Origin of the sequence: Nocardia noduli (assembly GCF_019038455.1) — a bacterium.
In the GTDB taxonomy this organism is placed as follows: domain Bacteria; phylum Actinomycetota; class Actinomycetes; order Mycobacteriales; family Mycobacteriaceae; genus Nocardia; species Nocardia noduli.
In genome coordinates this window covers 95,925-111,844 of the sequence record NZ_JAFMPL010000008.1, presented here as the reverse complement: position 1 = coordinate 111,844, position 15,920 = coordinate 95,925, and the positions used below count along the sequence as shown (strand labels likewise).

Genomic DNA, 15,920 nt, shown 5'->3' with positions numbered 1-15,920 from the left:
CCCAAACCTCGCTTCCGGAACACCACGCAAGCGCTCCCCGACGACACCCGGACAGGACGCTCACCGATCGAAAGGTGGCGCCTGCTCATCCAGGTTCAGTTCTCGTACAAATCAGGCAAAAATGTTCATTGGCACTATCTGTCCAAGACCGATCTTGTTACATGGGCCCGGCCGTGCCACTTACCCGCCGACCGGCCGAGCCGGGATCTTCAGTGCTGATCACCGGAACAATCTACCGTCGCCCCCCATGCCCGACCAACCAAGATCCATAGCTGTCCCACATTATGCCAGGCAGTAGACTCGAGGTCCGTTTGCTGGGATCCTGTCGGAGTTGTCACAGGGTGAATCCCGGGCGGTGCGTTCCTCGGGGGTGTAGAACGAGCCGACACCTCGCTCGCTCGGTGTCGACGTCCCCTTCGATCGCTCGACGTCGCCTCAGCCGAGCGGCATCATGGCCCGAGTAGCGCGAGAGGTACTACCGCCACACCGTCCGGGCGGCGGTAGGCATGCTGTCCGGTATAGACAACCATCGAATCGATCAGGTCGCTGCCGATACTGTCGCGCAGCCAATGCAGGTGCGTGACATCGACATCCGCGACACGGTTCGCGAGTTTTACTTCGATCGCGAGCAGTCTGCCGTCGGCCTGTTGCACGAGGAGATCCACCTCGTGATCGCCGTTGCGTGTGCGCAGGTGGCCGAGCCGAGCTTCGGCCGCCTCGGCATAGGTCGCGACGGACAGCGCGACAAGATGTTCGAACAGGGCTCCGAGGATCGTGCCCTCGAAGTGGCGGGTGCTGCCCGGCTTCGCCCTCAACAGTGCTTTCGAGTCCAATCCGAGCAGGCGAGCCGCCAGCGCCGGGTCGGCCAGTTGATGCTTGGGAGATTGCCCCAGACGTTCCAGATGGTTTCGGCTCGGGATCCAGGCGGGGATGGCGTCGAGCAACCACAGCGACGACAACGCGTCCCGGTAGGCGATCGTGGTTTCCTTGGCAGGCTTGTCGGTCTCCCCCGGCGTCGCCGCATGGAGGATCTTCGAGTAAGCCGTCGTTGTCGAAGTCGCGGCAGCGTAGGCGGCCAACCAGCCTCGCAGGATCTCGGGTTTGCGAACCGGATAGCCCTGCTCGGGGAACTCACGCTGGACGATATTCGCGAGGTAGGCATCGAGTTCGACCCGGCGGACCCGTGCGGGGAGCGGACGGATCGCGGGAAACCCCGAGGCGGTGATCTCCTCGACGTAATCGGCCAAGCCGAACGCCGTGGTACCTGCCACCTCCTGCTCGCCGTCCAGCAACGTCGACAGGCTGACAGTCGGAACTTCCAGGTCACGCTCGGCAAGACTCAAGGGCCGCATTCGCATGGGAACGATGCGGCCAGCCCCCGAGTGGACGACCGCACCGCGGGGTGCCGAACTACCCGCGATGATGAAATGGCCAGCCGGAGAGCCCGCGTCCACCGCGTTGCGGACGTAGTCCCAGACTTCGGGGAGCCGCTGCCATTCATCGATGAGGATCGGACCCGGCAACCGCGAGAATATCGAAGAGTCGGCCGATACCAGCTCGCGCTGCGACGGCAGGCTGAGATCGACGATCGAGCGGGCACGCTGCTGCGCGGTCGCCGTTTTTCCGACACCTTTCGGGCCGAATATCGCCAAGGCGCGAAGATGGGGCTGCAACTCATCAAGTGCCTGGTCAACGATACGACGACAGTACTGTGCCATGTATCCAGTCTACCGATCGCAGGCGTTCTACTCGACCATTCGCAGTCGATCTACTCGACCATTCGCAGGCGCTCACATGGTCTACCACCGCTGCGGGATCGGCGTATTCGAGACGATTCAGAGGGCTATCGGCCGGTACGCGAGCGCGGCGTCGACGATCTGCTCGGCGGTCGCGTCCCGCAGGTCTGCGGCTGGGTGATAGATCAGGTTTGTCGGGGCGGGGTGGGGCACGTTGGTCCGGAAGAGGAGCAGGTAGTAGTCGGCGTCCGGGCCTGCGGCGCGGATTCTGCGGACGATTTCGACGAGTTCGTCGCGGGTGACGTCGGGGACGCGTGGGTGGGCCGGACGGGCGGCTTCCTGAGCGAAGTCGAGCAGGTCGCGGTGGGAGCTGTATTCGGCGAAATCCGTGAAGTCGTAGTCCTGGCCGGTGTGCTGGTTGAACGCGGCGATGGCTTCGTCGGGGTCGCCGGTGACGATCAGTTGGGCGATGCGCTCTATTTCCCGGGCGAGGGCCGCGAGGTATTCGGGAGCGACGGAGGGCGGGAGTAGTTCCGGTCTGAGGTCCATGTGCTCTCCAGGTGCACCGAGGGTGGACGAATCAGCGTGGGACGGTGGAGGTTCCGCGGTCGCGGGCCGGGTCGTAGAGGTGCGAGGTGGTGCAGGTGATCGCGGGGGTGAGGGCGCGGCCGACGAGTATGACGGCGGCCTGACGCAGGGCGGCGGCCTCGACCTGATCGGCGATATCGGCGAGGGTGCCGCGCAGGATCAGTTGGTCGGGCTGGCTGGCCCGGTAGACGACGGCGACGGGACAGTCGGAGCCGTAGTCGGCGGCGAGTTCGTCGGCCAACGGGCGGACGCGGGTGATCGCCAAGTGGAGGACCAGGGTGGCGCCGGTGCGGGCGAAATTCGCCAGCTCCTCGGATTCGGGCATCGCCGTGGAGCGCGCCTGTGTACGCGTGAGGACCACCGATTGGACCACCTCGGGAACGGTCAGTTCGGTGCCGAGGAGGGCGGCGGCCGCGGCGTAGGCGGGCACGCCGGGGGTGATGTCCCACGGGACGCCGTGCGCGTCGAGACGGCGGGTCTGCTCGGTGAGGGCCGAATAGAGCGACGGGTCACCCGAGCACAGCCGGGCCACATCGCTGCCGGATTCGTGGGCCCGCACCAGATGGGCGGTGATCTGGTCGATGTCCAGGTGCTGGGTGTCGATCAGTTCGGCGTCCGGCGAGCAGTGCGCCAGGACTTCCGGGTCCAGGTAGGTGCCCGCGTAGAGGCAGACCGGGGAGGTCCGCAGAAGCTCGACCGCTCGTACGGTCAGCAGGTCCGCCGCTCCCGGCCCGGCCCCGATGAAGTGCACGGTCATGCGAGGGAGTCTAGGCGGCGGGTCGGCGACGATCGCCGACACCCGTGCGCCGTTGCCCCGCGACGGGCAGAACCCGAAGGCCTCACGCGGTGGCGTCGAAATGCGCGATGATCTTCGTGGGGTGCACGCGCACGACCAACTCCCCCGGTACGGCGTTGCGTTTGCCGAATTCCTCCGCGCGGTCCGCGCCCATGTACCGCCCACCGAGCGCGGTCGCGGTACGCAACAGTTCGTCGGAATCCTCGGACAGCGTGACCGTGCCCTGAATCTGCACGGAACCGTAGGGCGGTTCTTCCTGGTCGACGACGAGGGCGACGCGAGGATCCCTGGCGAAGGCCTTGCCCTTGCCGGTGTACTTGCCGGTGTTGAAGACGATCGTGTCGTCTTCGACGAGGAACCAGATCGGGGTGACCAGCGGTCGACCGTCGGCCGCGACGATGGCGACCTTGCCCGTTCGTGTTCCATGGGACAGGAATTCGCGCACCTGGGGATCGGACAGGGATGCCATATCCCCACACTAGGGTCCGTCCACACCCGCCCGCAGCAGCCGTGCCGCGTGTCCACATCCGGCGATCGGCTCGTGCACAGCTTTCTCCGGCAGCCTCGGTTCACATCCGCGTGCCGCGATCCCAACCCTCAGCCCAGCGCGGTCAGCGCCATCCGCCGCAGAATCGGCCGCGTGCGAGCCGCCGTCGCCGAGGTCGCGCTGTGCGGTGTCGAGTTGATCAGACCGAATGCCGCGTGCGCTTGAACGCGCGCGGTTTCCTCCGCGAGCCCCGGATGCAGTTGACGCAGGACCGATACCCAGATCTCGACGTATTGCCGCTGCATCCGGCGCAGATCCCGACGGGCGGAAGTGGGGACGTTGTCGAGGTCGCGGTCCTGGATGCGGATGAGTTCGGGTTCGCCGAGCGCGAAGTCGAGGTGGAAATCGACCAGGCCCGCGAGCGCGGCCTCGGGTGACGCGGTGTCGGCGGCGACGCGTTTGCCGCCGTCGAGCAGGCGCTGGCTGATGCCGAGGAGGAGTTCGGTGAGCAGCGCTTCCTTGCTCGGGAAGTGCCGGTAGACGGCGGGGCCGCTGATGCCGACGGCCGCGCCGAGGTCGTCGAGGCGCACGCCGAGGAAGCCGCGATCGGCGATGAGCCGGGCTCCGGCGTCGAGCAGTTGCCTGCGACGGTCTGCTTTGAGCTGCTCACGACGGGTGAGAGTGCCGGGTTCTGTGTCCGCCACCTGTGCCCCCTTTCCCGACTCTGGACAACTCGGTTAATCAAGATTAACCTGAATCTCAGTTATCGGCGACTAACTGGATGGCAGGACGGCGTGATGACGGTTACCCAAGAAGTCGACAATCGCAGTGCCCACCGGGTGCTGGTCGGCGACCTGCGGGATCGACTGGCAACGGCGGCGCTCGGCGGGCCCGCCAAGGCGCGTGAGCGGCATGTGGCGCGCGGCAAACTGCTTCCCAGGGAGCGGGTGGATCAACTTCTCGATCCGGGCAGCCCGTTCCTGGAGCTGTCCCCGCTGGCGGCGACCGGGATGTACGACGACGAATGTCCCGGCGCGGGGGTGATCACCGGGATCGGCCGGGTCTCGGGTCGCGAATGCGTGATCGTCGCCAACGACGCGACGGTCAAGGGCGGCACCTACTACCCGATGACGGTGAAGAAGCATCTGCGCGCCCAGGAAGTGGCGTTGCAGAACGAGCTGCCGTGCATCTACCTGGTCGACTCCGGCGGCGCGTTCCTGCCGCGCCAGGACGACGTGTTCCCGGACCGGGAGCATTTCGGGCGCATCTTCTTCAACCAGGCGACCATGAGCGCCAAGGGAATTCCGCAGATCGCGGCGGTCATGGGCTCGTGCACCGCGGGTGGCGCGTATGTGCCCGCCATGAGCGACGAGGCCGTGATCGTGCGCGATCAGGGCACGATCTTCCTCGGCGGACCGCCGCTGGTGAAGGCTGCGACGGGCGAGGTCGTCAGCGCGGAGGATCTCGGTGGCGGCGCTCTGCATTCGCGCACCTCCGGTGTCACCGACCATCTGGCCGACGACGACCGGGACGCGCTGCGCATCGTGCGACGCATCGTGGCCACGTTCGCCCCGCGCGCGGCGGTTCCGTGGGAGGTCCGGCCGAGCACGCCGCCCGCCGTGCCGGATTCCGATCTCTACGACGTGGTTCCCGTCGATCTGCGCACCCCCTACGACGTGCGCGAGGTCATCGCCCGCATCGTGGACGGCGGCGAGGGTTTCCACGAATTCAAGGCCGAGTACGGCAAGACCCTGGTGACCGGATTCGCGCGCATCCACGGTCATCCCGTCGGCATCATCGCCAACAACGGTGTCCTGTTCGGCGAATCCGCCATGAAGGGCGCGCATTTCATCGAACTGTGCGACAAGCGCAAGACACCGCTGCTGTTCTTGCAGAACATCACCGGATTCATGGTCGGGCGCGATTACGAAGCGGGCGGTATCGCCAAACACGGCGCGAAGATGGTGACGGCGGTCGCGTGCGCGCGGGTTCCGAAACTCACCGTCGTGATCGGCGGCTCCTACGGCGCGGGCAACTACTCCATGTGCGGGCGCGCGTATTCGCCGCGCTTCCTGTGGATGTGGCCCAATGCCAGGATCTCGGTGATGGGCGGTGAGCAGGCGGCCTCGGTGCTGTCGACCGTGCGCGGCGACCAGCTCGACAGCAGCGGCAACCCCTGGTCCGCCGAGGACGAGGAGGCGTTCAAGGCGCCGATCCGCGACCAGTACGAGCACCAGGGCAATCCGTATTACTCCACGGCGCGCCTGTGGGACGACGGCGTGATCGACCCCGCCGACACCAGAACCATTCTCGGCCTGTCCCTTTCGGTCTGCGCGCAAGCGCCGCTCGAACCCGTTTCCTACGGCGTCTTCCGGATGTGATCGCGATGCTGAGCTCACCCACCCCACAGGTTGCCCTCGCGGGCAACAAATCCCAGCCCGTCGAATTCGACACCGTGCTCGTCGCCAATCGCGGCGAGATCGCCGTGCGCGTCATTCGCACGTTGCGCGCCATGGGTATTCGGTCCGTCGCCGTCTACAGCGATGCCGACGCCCAGGCCCGCCACGTCCTGGAAGCCGACAGCGCGGTGCGCCTGGGCCCCGCGCCCGCGCGCGAGAGTTACCTCGACATCGCGAAGGTGGTCGACGCCGCGGTGCGCACCGGCGCGCAGGCGGTGCACCCGGGATACGGCTTCCTCTCCGAGAACGCCGCTTTCGCGACCGCGCTGGCCGAGGCCGGGATCGTCTTCCTCGGCCCGCCCGCCCGAGCGATCGAGGTGATGGGCGACAAGATCACCGCGAAGAACACCGTGTCGGCCTTCGATGTGCCGGTGGTGCCGGGTATCGCGAAGCCGGGACTGTCCGACGAGGATTTGATCGCCGCGGCCGTCGAGATCGGCTACCCGGTGCTGGTCAAGCCCTCCGCGGGCGGTGGCGGCAAGGGGATGCGCAGGGTCGAGGATCCGGCGCTGCTACCGGACGCGCTGGTCAGCGCCCGGCGCGAGGCGTCGGCCGCGTTCGGTGACGACACCCTGTTCCTGGAACGTTTCGTCACCAGGCCGCGCCATATCGAGGTGCAGATCCTGGCCGACCGGTTCGGCAATGTGGTGCACCTGGGCGAACGCGAGTGCAGTCTGCAACGCCGACACCAGAAGGTGATCGAGGAAGCTCCCTCGCCGCTGCTCGACGCGGAGACGCGGGCGCGGATCGGCGCGGCCGCCTGCAATACCGCGCGCAGCGTGAACTACGTCGGCGCGGGCACGGTGGAATTCATCGTCTCCGCGGATCGTCCGGACGAATTCTTCTTCATGGAGATGAACACCCGCCTACAGGTGGAACATCCGGTCACCGAGATGGTCACCGGGATCGACCTGGTGGAATGCCAGGTGCGGGTGGCGGCCGGGCAGAAGATCGGCGTGGCCCAGGACGATATCCGCATGGTCGGTCACGCCATCGAGGCCAGGGTGTACGCGGAGGATCCCGGTCGCGGCTTCTTGCCGACCGGCGGCACCGTGCTCGCGCTGAGCGAGCCCGACGGCTCCGGTGTCCGGGTGGATTCGGGACTGCGCGTGGGCACCGTCGTCGGCAGCGATTACGACCCGATGCTGTCCAAGGTCATCACCCATGCCGCCGACCGCACCGCCGCCATCGCGAAACTCGATCGGGCACTGGCCGATACGGTCTTGCTCGGCGTCACCAGCAATATCGAATTCCTGCGTTTCCTGCTCGCCGACACCGATGTCGCGGCCGGACGTCTCGACACCGCGCTGTTGGACCGCCGGGTCGCCGATTTCGTCCCCGCACCGGTGGGTGACGACGAATTCGTCGCCGCCGCCGCGTATCACTGGCTGCGGCGCTGGCCCGCGCCGTCGGGCGATCCGTGGGATATCCCGACCGGCTGGCGGCTCGGCGTGCCCGCGCCGACGGCCATCAGGCTGGCGGGCGGCGAGAAGATCCAGCACGTCTATCTGACCGGTTCGCCGGGTGCGGCGGTCGTTCGACTCGGCGACGACGAGAAGTCCGTCGCGGCAACGGAATCCACCCTGACGGCGTCCATCGACGACACCGGGACGCTCGTCGTCGCCCGTGACGGCGTGCGGCGGACCTATCGCGTGGCGGAATTCGACGGACAACTCTGGGTCGCCGGGCCGTCCGGCGTCTCGGTACTGCGCGAAGTCGCCGAGGTGAGTGTGCGCGGCGGCGCGGATCACGTGGGCGACGCCGAGATCCGCAGTCCCATGCCGGGTTCGGTGATCGCGGTCCCCGTCACCTCGGGCACCGTGGTCGCCGCGGGCGCGGCCGTGGTGGTGGTCGAGGCCATGAAGATGGAGCACACGCTCACCGCACCGGTGGCGGGCACGGTCGAGATCCTGGTCGAGGCGGGTGCGCAGGTCCGGCTGGATCAGCCGCTGGCCCGCATCGTCGCGGCCACCGAAATCACCGAACCAGCACCGAAATCCAGCGAGGAAGAAGGAACTCCCGCATGACCGACTATCTGTCCACCGGCACCCTGCCCGAGGATTATCGGGATCTCGCGCTGACGGTGCGGGATTTCGCGCAGACGGTCGTCGCCCCGGTGGCCGCCGAACACGACGCGAACCACACCTTCCCGTACAAGGTCGTCGCGGGCATGGCCGAGATGGGCCTGTTCGGACTGCCCTTCCCCGAGGAATTCGGCGGTATGGGCGGCGACTACTTCGCGCTGTGTCTCGCGCTGGAGGAACTCGGCAAGGTCGACCAGAGCGTGGCCATCACGCTGGAGGCGGGTGTCTCGCTCGGCGCCATGCCGATCTACCGTTTCGGCAATCGCAAGCAGCAGGAGGAATGGCTGCCGCAGCTGACCAGCGGCCGCTCGCTCGCCGCCTTCGGCCTCACCGAACCGGACGCGGGCAGCGACGCGGGCGGCACGCGGACCACCGCGACCGTCGACAGCGGTGAGTGGGTCGTCAACGGGCGCAAGCAGTTCATCACCAACTCCGGCACCGATATCACCACGCTGGTGACGGTGACCGCGGTGACGGGGCAGACGGGCACCAAGAAGGAGATCTCCACGATCCTCGTGCCCACCGAAACCCCCGGTTTCGTCGCCGAACCCGCCTACAACAAGGTCGGCTGGAATGCCTCCGACACCCATCCGCTGACGTTCACCGACGTCAGGGTGCCCGAGGAGAACCTGCTCGGCGAACGTGGGCGCGGCTACGCCAACTTCCTGCGGATCCTCGACGAGGGCCGCATCGCCATCGCGGCGCTGTCGGTCGGCGCGGCCCAGGGCTGCGTGGACGAGAGCGTCCGCTACGCCAAGGAGCGGCTGGCCTTCGGTCAGCCCATCGGCCGCAATCAGGCCATCGCGTTCAAGATCGCCAGGATGGAGGCGCGCGCCCACGCCGCGCGCACCGCCTACTACGACGCCGCCGCCCTCATGCTCTCGGGCAAACCGTTCAAGAAGGAAGCCTCCATCGCCAAGCTCGTGGCCAGCGAGGCCGCGATGGACAACTCCCGCGACGCCACCCAGATCTTCGGCGGCAACGGGTTCATGAACGAGTACGCGGTGGCGAGGCATTACCGTGACAGCAAGATCCTCGAAATCGGCGAGGGCACTACGGAGGTACAGCTGATGCTCATCGGTCGGGAGTTGGGACTGTGAAACGCGTTGTCCAGCGCGGACTCTGGTTCGAGGAGTTCGAGACCGATGTCGTGTACGAGCACCGGCCGGGACGCACCATCACCGAGGCCGACAACGTCCTGTTCACCACGCTGACGATGAATCCGCAGGCCCTGCACCTCGACGCCGCGTTCTCCGATCAGCAGCCGCCCTTCAACCAGCGCCTGGTGAATTCGATGTTCACCCTGTCCACGCTGATCGGGCTCTCGGTGGGACAGCTGACCCAGGGCACGCTGGTCGCCCAGCTCGGTTTCAGCGAGATCACCTTCCCGAAACCGCTGTTCCACGGTGACACCATGTACGTCGAGACGGTGGTCACCGAGAAGCGCGAATCCAAATCCCGCCCCGGCGAGGGCGTGGTGACACTGGCCCACACGGCCCGCAACCAACACGGCGATATCGTCGCGACCGCGACCCGCAACGCGCTGATCCGCAAGACACCGGAGGAATCATGAGTTGGGAGATCACCGGTCCGGGCTGGCTCTTCTGCCCCGCCGACCGTCCCGAGCGTTTCGAGAAGGCCGCCGCTGCCGCGGATGTCGTCATCCTCGACCTGGAGGACGGGGTCGCCGCGGGTGACAAACCCGCCGCTCGCGCCGCGATCGTCGAGACGCGCCTGGATCCCGAGACCACCGTCATCCGGGTCAACGCCGCGACCACCGACGATCACGCGCTCGACCTGGCCGCGCTCGCGCAGACCGGCTACCGCCGGATCATGCTGTCGAAGGCCGAATCCGCCGAGCAGGCGACCGCGCTCGCCGACTACGAGATCATCGCGCTGATCGAATCCCCGCTCGGCGCGGTCGCGGTGGAACGTATCGTGCAGGCGAGCAATGTGATCGGCGCCATGTGGGGCGCCGAGGATCTGGTCGCGGGTCTCGGCGGCAAGTCGAGCAGGCGCGCGGACGGCAGTTACCACGAGGTCGCCCGCCATCTCCAGTCCGCGACCCTGCTCGCGGCCAAGGCCTACGGCAAATTCGCCCTCGACGCGGTGTATCTGAACATCCGCGATCTCGACGGGCTGCGGGTCGAGACGGCCGATGCCGTCGCCGTCGGCTTCGACGCGAAGGTCGCCATCCACCCCAGCCAGGTCGCCGTGATCCGCGAGGGTTACGCGCCGTCCGAGGAGGAAGTCTCCTGGGCGCGCCGGGTACTGGCCGAAGTGCCCAACCACCGCGGCGTCTTCCAGTTCGAGGGTCGCATGGTCGACGGCCCCATCCTGCGCCAAGCCGAACAGATCGTGCGCAGGGCCGCCGTCACCGCGTAGTGACCGCCGCACCGTGACAGCGGATCCGACCGCTGTCACGGTGCCTGCGTCCTGCCGGAAGAGCTATTCCGGGTACGCCGCATCCCACGGATCGATGACCGTCACACCCGTCGGCTCGAAGTCGTTCACATTCCTGGTCACCACAGTCATACCGTGCTCTCCCGCCGTGGCGGCGATCATGGCATCGCGCTCGGGGCGAGGGTCGGGCACATGCCAGCGTGCCGCACGTCGTGCGACGGCGAGATCGATCGGGAGAATCCGTCCGTTGAACGCATCGAGCACGGTGTCCTCCAACCACGCTCGGAGTCGTTTGCCCTGGACCGAATCACGACGTTCGACCCGACCGATGCCGATATCGATCTCCATGATCGTGACAACGCTGAGATACAGCTCCGACGGTCGCCGCGCCGCGATCCACGCGCGCACCGAAGGATTCGCTGACCGCGACGATTTCCGCAGTTCGCTCAAGACATCCGTATCGAGGAGATAGCTCACAGCTCCGGGACCTTCAGATCGACAGCGAGCAGAGCCGGTTCGAAATCGATATCGTCACCATCGTCCATACTCAAACGGGCGACGAGATCTCGACTGTCGGCGCGTAGCCGTCGGTATTCCTCGATCGACAACAGCACGAATGCCTCCTCACCTCGGTCGGTGATCACCACCGGCCCCCGCAGCGCGGCACGTTTCGCCGCACTGACGTCACGGTTCAGCTCACGAGCGCTCATAGTCGACATGACATCCCCTCAAGGTAGGTACGTACCTACTATACCCCTCGATATCGGAGCGATGGCCACGCCGGAACAACGCGCACACCGCTGGGCCAGGACAAGAGAGCTGCCGGGGAAGCCCCCTTCCCCCTTGCCAGTACAGCGGGCGTTAGCGCGTTACTCCGAGGTTTACCCGCGTATGCGGTTGATCATGCTGCGCCACAGTAGTTTTCGTGCGCCGGATGCGGTTTCGGCGAGGGTTCCACCGGCGCGCAGGCCGCTCACCAGTCGCGCCTGATCGGCCAGTGCCGTCCGTCGTACGGCGGCGGTGGCCTTGGAGGGATGGCCGGAGTCGAACGGGGGGCGCGGGTCGTATTCGATATCGAGTTGGATGGCACGTGCGCGTTCGGGGCCCGCGGTTTCGCCGACGAGCCACAGCGCCATATCGATTCCGGCGGCGACACCGGCGGCGGTGACGATCTTGCCGGTGCGCACCACCCGCTCGTCGCGTCGGGGTCGGGCGCCGAGTAGGCCGAGGGCGCGCTGCGCGGCCCAGTGCGTCGTCGCGGGTTCGTCCTTCAGCAGGCCGGCCGCGGCCAGGACGAGGGCTCCGGTGCACACCGAGGTGGTCCAGTCGCTCGTTTCGTGCGCGGTACGCAGCCATGCGAGGACTTTCTCGTCGGCGGCGACGGCGGTCGCGGCGGGGCCGCCGGGGACCACGATGACGCTCGGGGCGGGCGTTTCGGCGAAGGTGTGCGTGACGCCGAGCGCCAGCACCCCGCTGTCGACGAGCACCGGACCGGGTTCGTGGCCGACGAATCGGATCCGCGCTCCGGGGACGAACCTCAGCACCTCGTACGGGCCGATGGCGTCGAGTGCCGTCATACCCGGATACAGGACGATCGCGATCTGACCGATGCCCACCGGTGAACCCCCTCCGTGAACCAGAACCGAAGTGAAAGATTATCACCGGCGAGCAAGCTTAAGTAATCAACAATTCTTTGGGTACTACTGCCTTTTCAGTGCCTCGTTACTACTGTAAGTTACCTCGTGTTCGGCGGAACCACGGATGATGTTCCCGGTGCCCTCCTACATCTTCCGTACCCGTACGCCGACATTCGGGCGCACCGGCGCGAGACAAACCCGCCTCGTCGTCACGCCGGTGCGTCCGGCCCCGTCACACCATCGGTGACGGACGAAACCGCGCGGCGCTCACCGCTGGTTACCATGTCGGATATGAGTGTCGACAATCGCCGAACGGCGCGTAAGGCGGTCACCGGCGACTCGGCACCCCGGGAGATCCGTCGGCGGCCGAAGAACCGTCGTGCCCAGATCGCCGCCGCGTCGGCGGCCGCCTTCGGGTCGCTGGGCTACCACGGCGTCAGCATGGAGGACATCGCCTCCGGACTCGGGATCAGTTCGGCCGCCCTCTACCGCCACTACCCCAGCAAATACGCGCTGTTCCGGGAGGAACTGCTGCGGGTCGGCCAGGCGATGACCGAATCGGTCGAGGTCGGTACCGAAGGCGAGCCGTCGGCGCCGCGCGAACGGTTGCGACAGGTCGTCGACGCCCTCGTCGGCGCGACCATCGAGAACCGCCCGAGCATCACCCTGGTCCGCTGGGAAGGCCGCTATCTCGACGAGGCGGATCGGCAGACCCTCGACGAACAGCAACTGAGTGTGCTCGACGCGCTCGGCGACCGGATCGGCGAACTGCGACCGGAACTGACCGAGAACGATCGCAGGGTACTGCGCGCCACGATGCTCAGCGTGATCACCAGCATCGCCGATCACCACGCCACGCTGCCGATCAAAGCGCTTGTCCGACTGCTCGGTTCGGCATGTCTCGCCATCGCCGACGCACCGCTGCCGCCCGCCGAGAAGACGGCCGAGGTGCCGATGGTGGTCGAGATTCCCGATTCGTTCAAACACGAACTGCTGCTCCGCAAAGCCGTCGAACTCTTCCACGATCGCGGGTATCCCAATGTGAGCGTGGAGGAGATCGCCACCGCCGCAGGGCTTTCCGCCGCGTCCGCGGTATACCGCTTCTACCGGGGCAAGAGTGATCTGCTCGCCGCCGCGTTCCGCCGGGCCGCCGAACGGGTGTCGGGCGCGATCGGGCCCGCGGTCGCCGCCGCGCCGACCCCCGAAGCGGCGCTGACCGACCTGATCAGCCACTATGTCGACGGCTCCTTCGCCGAACGCGCGCTGACCTTCGTGTATTACACCGAGTTCCAGCACGTTCCGGTCGAGGAGCGGACGGTGCTGCGCAATATCCAACGGCTCAGCGTCGAGGAATGGGCGCGCCTGCTGCGCGAGGTGCGCCCGGAACTCTCCCCCGCCGAGGCCAGGTTCCTCGTGCACGCGGCGTTCGCGCTCGTGGTCGATCTCGGGCGGTCCTTCGACTCGGCCCCCTTCGCCGCGCAGGCACGGGTGCGACTGCTGATGCAGGTGGTGCTCTTCGGGCGGCCCGCCGCCGAGTGAGCCATGCGGATCGAGAGACATTATGTTAGTAGATATTCTCCACCGTAATGGTTAGATCGCCCACGTTGATCGCAGTGTTACCGCATATTTGTGATCTTTCGTTCAAATAGTCTTCCGGGGCGCTGAACTCGGGTTTCCGGACGATGAGTCGGGTTACCATCGCTGGATGGATGCCCCGAAACGTCGCGCCCCGCGGCAGACGAAAACGGAGGACGGCACCGCCCAGCGTGTGGTCCGCCGTCGCCCGCGTGATCGCCGGGCGCAGATCGCGGCGGCCTCGGCCGAGGCGTTCGGCCTTTCGGGCTACCACGGCGTCAGCATGGAGGACATCGCCTCCCGTCTCGACATCAGCTCCACCGCGCTCTACCGCCACTACCCCAGCAAATACGCGCTGTTCCGAGAAGAGACGTTGCGCCTGAGCACACTCGGCGTCGAAACCGTGCGCATCCCCGACGAACTGGCGGGCACGCCCCCCGAACGACGGCTCGACTACGTCATCGACACCATGATCGCGCAATGCCTGGCCAATCGCCGCAGCGCCGCGCTGCTGCGCTGGCAGAGCCGCTACCTGGAACCCGAGGACAACCGCGTGCTCAGCGGCCAATTGATCCGGGTCCACACCGTGGTCCGGGATCTACTGGTCGAGTTGCGCCCGGAACTGCGGGGCGACGAGCGGGCGGTGCTGGCCGCCGCGGCACTGAGCGTCGTCGGCAGCGTGTCCGACCATCACGTGTCGGTGCCCGCGCGGGCGCTCACGACGCTGCTGCGGTCGGCGGGCCACGCGGTGATCGGCATGGATCTCCCCGGCCTCGACGCCGAAGCCGAGACTCCCGGCGCCACCGAGATTCCGCTCACCTTCAAACACGAACTGCTACTCAAACGGGCCATCGAACTCTTCCACGAGCACGGCTATCCCCAAGTGAGCGTGGAAGATATCGCGCACGCGGCCGGATTGCCCGCCTCCTCGGCGGTGTACCGGTTCTACCGAAGCAAGGGCGATATCCTGGCCGCCGCGTTCCGCCGTGCGGCGGAACGGGTCTCGGCCGCGATCGGGCCGGCGATCGCCGCCTCCGACGGCCCCGAGCAGGCGCTGACCACCCTCATCGAACTGTATGTGCGCGGCTCCTTCGCCGAGCGCGCGCTCACCTTCGTCTACTACGCCGAGATCAGCAATGTGCCGCCGGAGGATCGCACGGTCCTGCGCAATATCCAGCGGCTCAACGTCGAGGAATGGGCCAAGCTGGTCGGCGGGATCCGCCCCGAACTCTCCGCCGCCGAGGCCAGGGTGCTGGTGCACGCCGCGCTGGCACTGGTGGTCGACCTCGGCCGCTGGCACGGCGCGGACAATCCGATCTGCACACCCGCGCGCGTCATCCGGCTGATGCAGGTCATCCTGATCGGCAGGCCCGCCGCGGTGTGAGCGCGGGCCCGGCGGTCACTGCTGGGGTGTGGGAGCCAGCGGTGAATTCACCTTGTTGACGAGCCACTTGCCGTCCTTCTTCTCCATCCGCATCACCATCGACAGCTGACCGGGAGCCGGTTTGCCCTGCGTGCCGAGGCTGGTGATGGTCTGCCCGATGACCACGATCGCCTCGGCGGAGGTCTCGTCGCCGGATTTGATCGCGCACTGCACATCGTTGGCCTTCGAGACCACCTCCCCTTGGGAGAGGACCTCTTTCAGCTCACGACTGGTGTCGTCGAACTGCTTCTTCCAGTCGCCGGTCGCACCCGCGAGCACGGCGGTGAAGTAGCCGTCGAGGTTCTTGGCGTCGTAATTCGCGAGGACAGGGGCGTATTCGCACGCCGCGGCGCGCGCCTGCTCCTGGGCGGCCAGCAGTGCGTCTCCCTCGCGGTCCTGGAGGAAGAAGTAGACCGACGAGGCGAGGGAGGCGCCCAGCAGCACTGCCGCCGCCGCGCGCACCGCCACGGTGCCCCTCTTGCCCGGCCTGAGGCGGGCGAGCAGTCCGCCCGAACCCGACTCGGTATCGGCCGAAACACCGGTGTCCGGGTCTGCGGACGTGAGCACCGCCGCACCGGTGGCGCTCGTCATCCCAGCGGTCGTCGTCCCGGCGCTCGTCGTCTCAGCAGTCGTCCCCCCAGCGCTCGTCCCCCCAGCGCTCGTCCCGCCAGCAGCGGCCCCGCCTGCGGTACTCGGCACCGGTACGGGCTTTACTTCACCGTCCACGCTCGT

The 15,920-nt window shown here is 67.2% G+C and carries 16 protein-coding genes; 7 read left to right on the top strand and 9 right to left on the bottom strand.

Annotation, left to right across the window (positions count from 1 at the left end):
- Positions 1–449: 449 nt before the first annotated feature.
- From JZ792_RS07805 to JZ792_RS07785, 5 genes are all read right to left on the bottom strand, one after another.
- Positions 450–1,718: an ATP-binding protein gene (locus JZ792_RS07805; RefSeq protein WP_216908310.1), complete on the bottom strand. Its 1,269-nt coding sequence runs from the start codon at positions 1,716–1,718 to the stop codon at positions 450–452.
- A gap of 117 nt (positions 1,719–1,835) precedes the next feature.
- Complete coding sequence (locus JZ792_RS07800) at positions 1,836–2,285, bottom strand: bacteriocin immunity protein (protein WP_216908308.1); 450 nt, start codon at positions 2,283–2,285, stop codon at positions 1,836–1,838.
- A 31-nt stretch (positions 2,286–2,316) separates the two neighbouring features.
- Positions 2,317–3,081 (bottom strand): precorrin-4 C(11)-methyltransferase, encoded by a 765-nt coding sequence (gene cobM / locus JZ792_RS07795; RefSeq protein WP_216908306.1) that lies wholly within the window; start codon positions 3,079–3,081, stop codon positions 2,317–2,319.
- An 82-nt stretch (positions 3,082–3,163) separates the two neighbouring features.
- Complete coding sequence (locus JZ792_RS07790; RefSeq protein ID WP_216908304.1) at positions 3,164–3,589, bottom strand: PPOX class F420-dependent oxidoreductase; 426 nt, start codon at positions 3,587–3,589, stop codon at positions 3,164–3,166.
- 128 nt (positions 3,590–3,717) lie between these two features.
- The gene (locus tag JZ792_RS07785) at positions 3,718–4,311 is read right to left on the bottom strand and encodes an SACE_7040 family transcriptional regulator (RefSeq protein ID WP_216908302.1); all 594 of its coding nucleotides are present in this window, start codon (positions 4,309–4,311) and stop codon (positions 3,718–3,720) included.
- Positions 4,312–4,404: 93 nt separating this feature from the next.
- On the opposite strand from JZ792_RS07785, the gene JZ792_RS07780 reads away from it, so the two are divergent.
- Genes JZ792_RS07780 through JZ792_RS07760 form a run of 5 tightly spaced genes read left to right on the top strand, consistent with a single transcriptional unit; the run spans position 4,405 to position 10,535 of the window.
- Positions 4,405–5,988 (top strand): carboxyl transferase domain-containing protein, encoded by a 1,584-nt coding sequence (locus JZ792_RS07780; protein WP_216908300.1) that lies wholly within the window; start codon positions 4,405–4,407, stop codon positions 5,986–5,988.
- A 5-nt stretch (positions 5,989–5,993) separates the two neighbouring features.
- Positions 5,994–8,093 carry an acetyl/propionyl/methylcrotonyl-CoA carboxylase subunit alpha gene (locus JZ792_RS07775; RefSeq protein WP_216908298.1) on the top strand — a complete coding sequence of 700 codons (2,100 nt, stop codon included), beginning with the start codon at positions 5,994–5,996 and terminating at the stop codon, positions 8,091–8,093.
- Positions 8,090–9,250, top strand: a complete 1,161-nt coding sequence (locus JZ792_RS07770) for an acyl-CoA dehydrogenase family protein (protein ID WP_216908296.1) — start codon at positions 8,090–8,092, stop codon at positions 9,248–9,250. Before JZ792_RS07775 ends, JZ792_RS07770 begins: the two co-directional genes overlap by 4 nt.
- A complete protein-coding gene (locus JZ792_RS07765; protein ID WP_109528762.1) occupies positions 9,247–9,723 on the top strand; it encodes a MaoC family dehydratase in 477 nt (158 codons plus the stop codon). The genes JZ792_RS07770 and JZ792_RS07765 overlap by 4 nt, the downstream gene beginning before the upstream one ends.
- The gene (locus tag JZ792_RS07760) at positions 9,720–10,535 is read left to right on the top strand and encodes an HpcH/HpaI aldolase/citrate lyase family protein (RefSeq protein ID WP_216908294.1); all 816 of its coding nucleotides are present in this window, start codon (positions 9,720–9,722) and stop codon (positions 10,533–10,535) included. The genes JZ792_RS07765 and JZ792_RS07760 overlap by 4 nt, the downstream gene beginning before the upstream one ends.
- Before the next feature lie 63 nt (positions 10,536–10,598).
- Here JZ792_RS07760 and JZ792_RS07755 read toward each other — a convergent pair whose 3' ends face one another.
- The 3 genes from JZ792_RS07755 to JZ792_RS07745 all read right to left on the bottom strand — a co-directional run bounded on the left by JZ792_RS07755 (position 10,599) and on the right by JZ792_RS07745 (position 12,163).
- A complete protein-coding gene (locus JZ792_RS07755; protein ID WP_216908292.1) occupies positions 10,599–11,030 on the bottom strand; it encodes a type II toxin-antitoxin system VapC family toxin in 432 nt (143 codons plus the stop codon).
- Positions 11,027–11,272 (bottom strand): type II toxin-antitoxin system prevent-host-death family antitoxin, encoded by a 246-nt coding sequence (locus JZ792_RS07750; protein WP_216908290.1) that lies wholly within the window; start codon positions 11,270–11,272, stop codon positions 11,027–11,029. Before JZ792_RS07750 ends, JZ792_RS07755 begins: the two co-directional genes overlap by 4 nt.
- 162 nt (positions 11,273–11,434) lie before the next feature.
- On the bottom strand, positions 11,435–12,163 hold the full coding sequence (locus JZ792_RS07745; protein ID WP_216908332.1) for a DJ-1/PfpI family protein: 729 nt from the start codon (positions 12,161–12,163) through the stop codon (positions 11,435–11,437).
- A 318-nt stretch (positions 12,164–12,481) separates the two neighbouring features.
- Here JZ792_RS07745 and JZ792_RS07740 point away from each other — a divergent pair, with 318 nt between their 5' ends.
- Both JZ792_RS07740 and JZ792_RS07735 read left to right on the top strand, forming a co-directional pair.
- Positions 12,482–13,729: a TetR/AcrR family transcriptional regulator gene (locus tag JZ792_RS07740; protein ID WP_216908288.1), complete on the top strand. Its 1,248-nt coding sequence runs from the start codon at positions 12,482–12,484 to the stop codon at positions 13,727–13,729.
- A 166-nt stretch (positions 13,730–13,895) separates the two neighbouring features.
- On the top strand, positions 13,896–15,149 hold the full coding sequence (locus JZ792_RS07735) for a TetR/AcrR family transcriptional regulator (RefSeq protein ID WP_216908286.1): 1,254 nt from the start codon (positions 13,896–13,898) through the stop codon (positions 15,147–15,149).
- 15 nt (positions 15,150–15,164) lie between these two features.
- On the opposite strand, the gene JZ792_RS07730 is transcribed toward JZ792_RS07735, so the two are convergent.
- The gene (locus JZ792_RS07730; protein WP_254189466.1) at positions 15,165–15,779 is read right to left on the bottom strand and encodes an Rv1363c family protein; all 615 of its coding nucleotides are present in this window, start codon (positions 15,777–15,779) and stop codon (positions 15,165–15,167) included.
- Positions 15,780–15,920 lie beyond the last annotated feature (141 nt).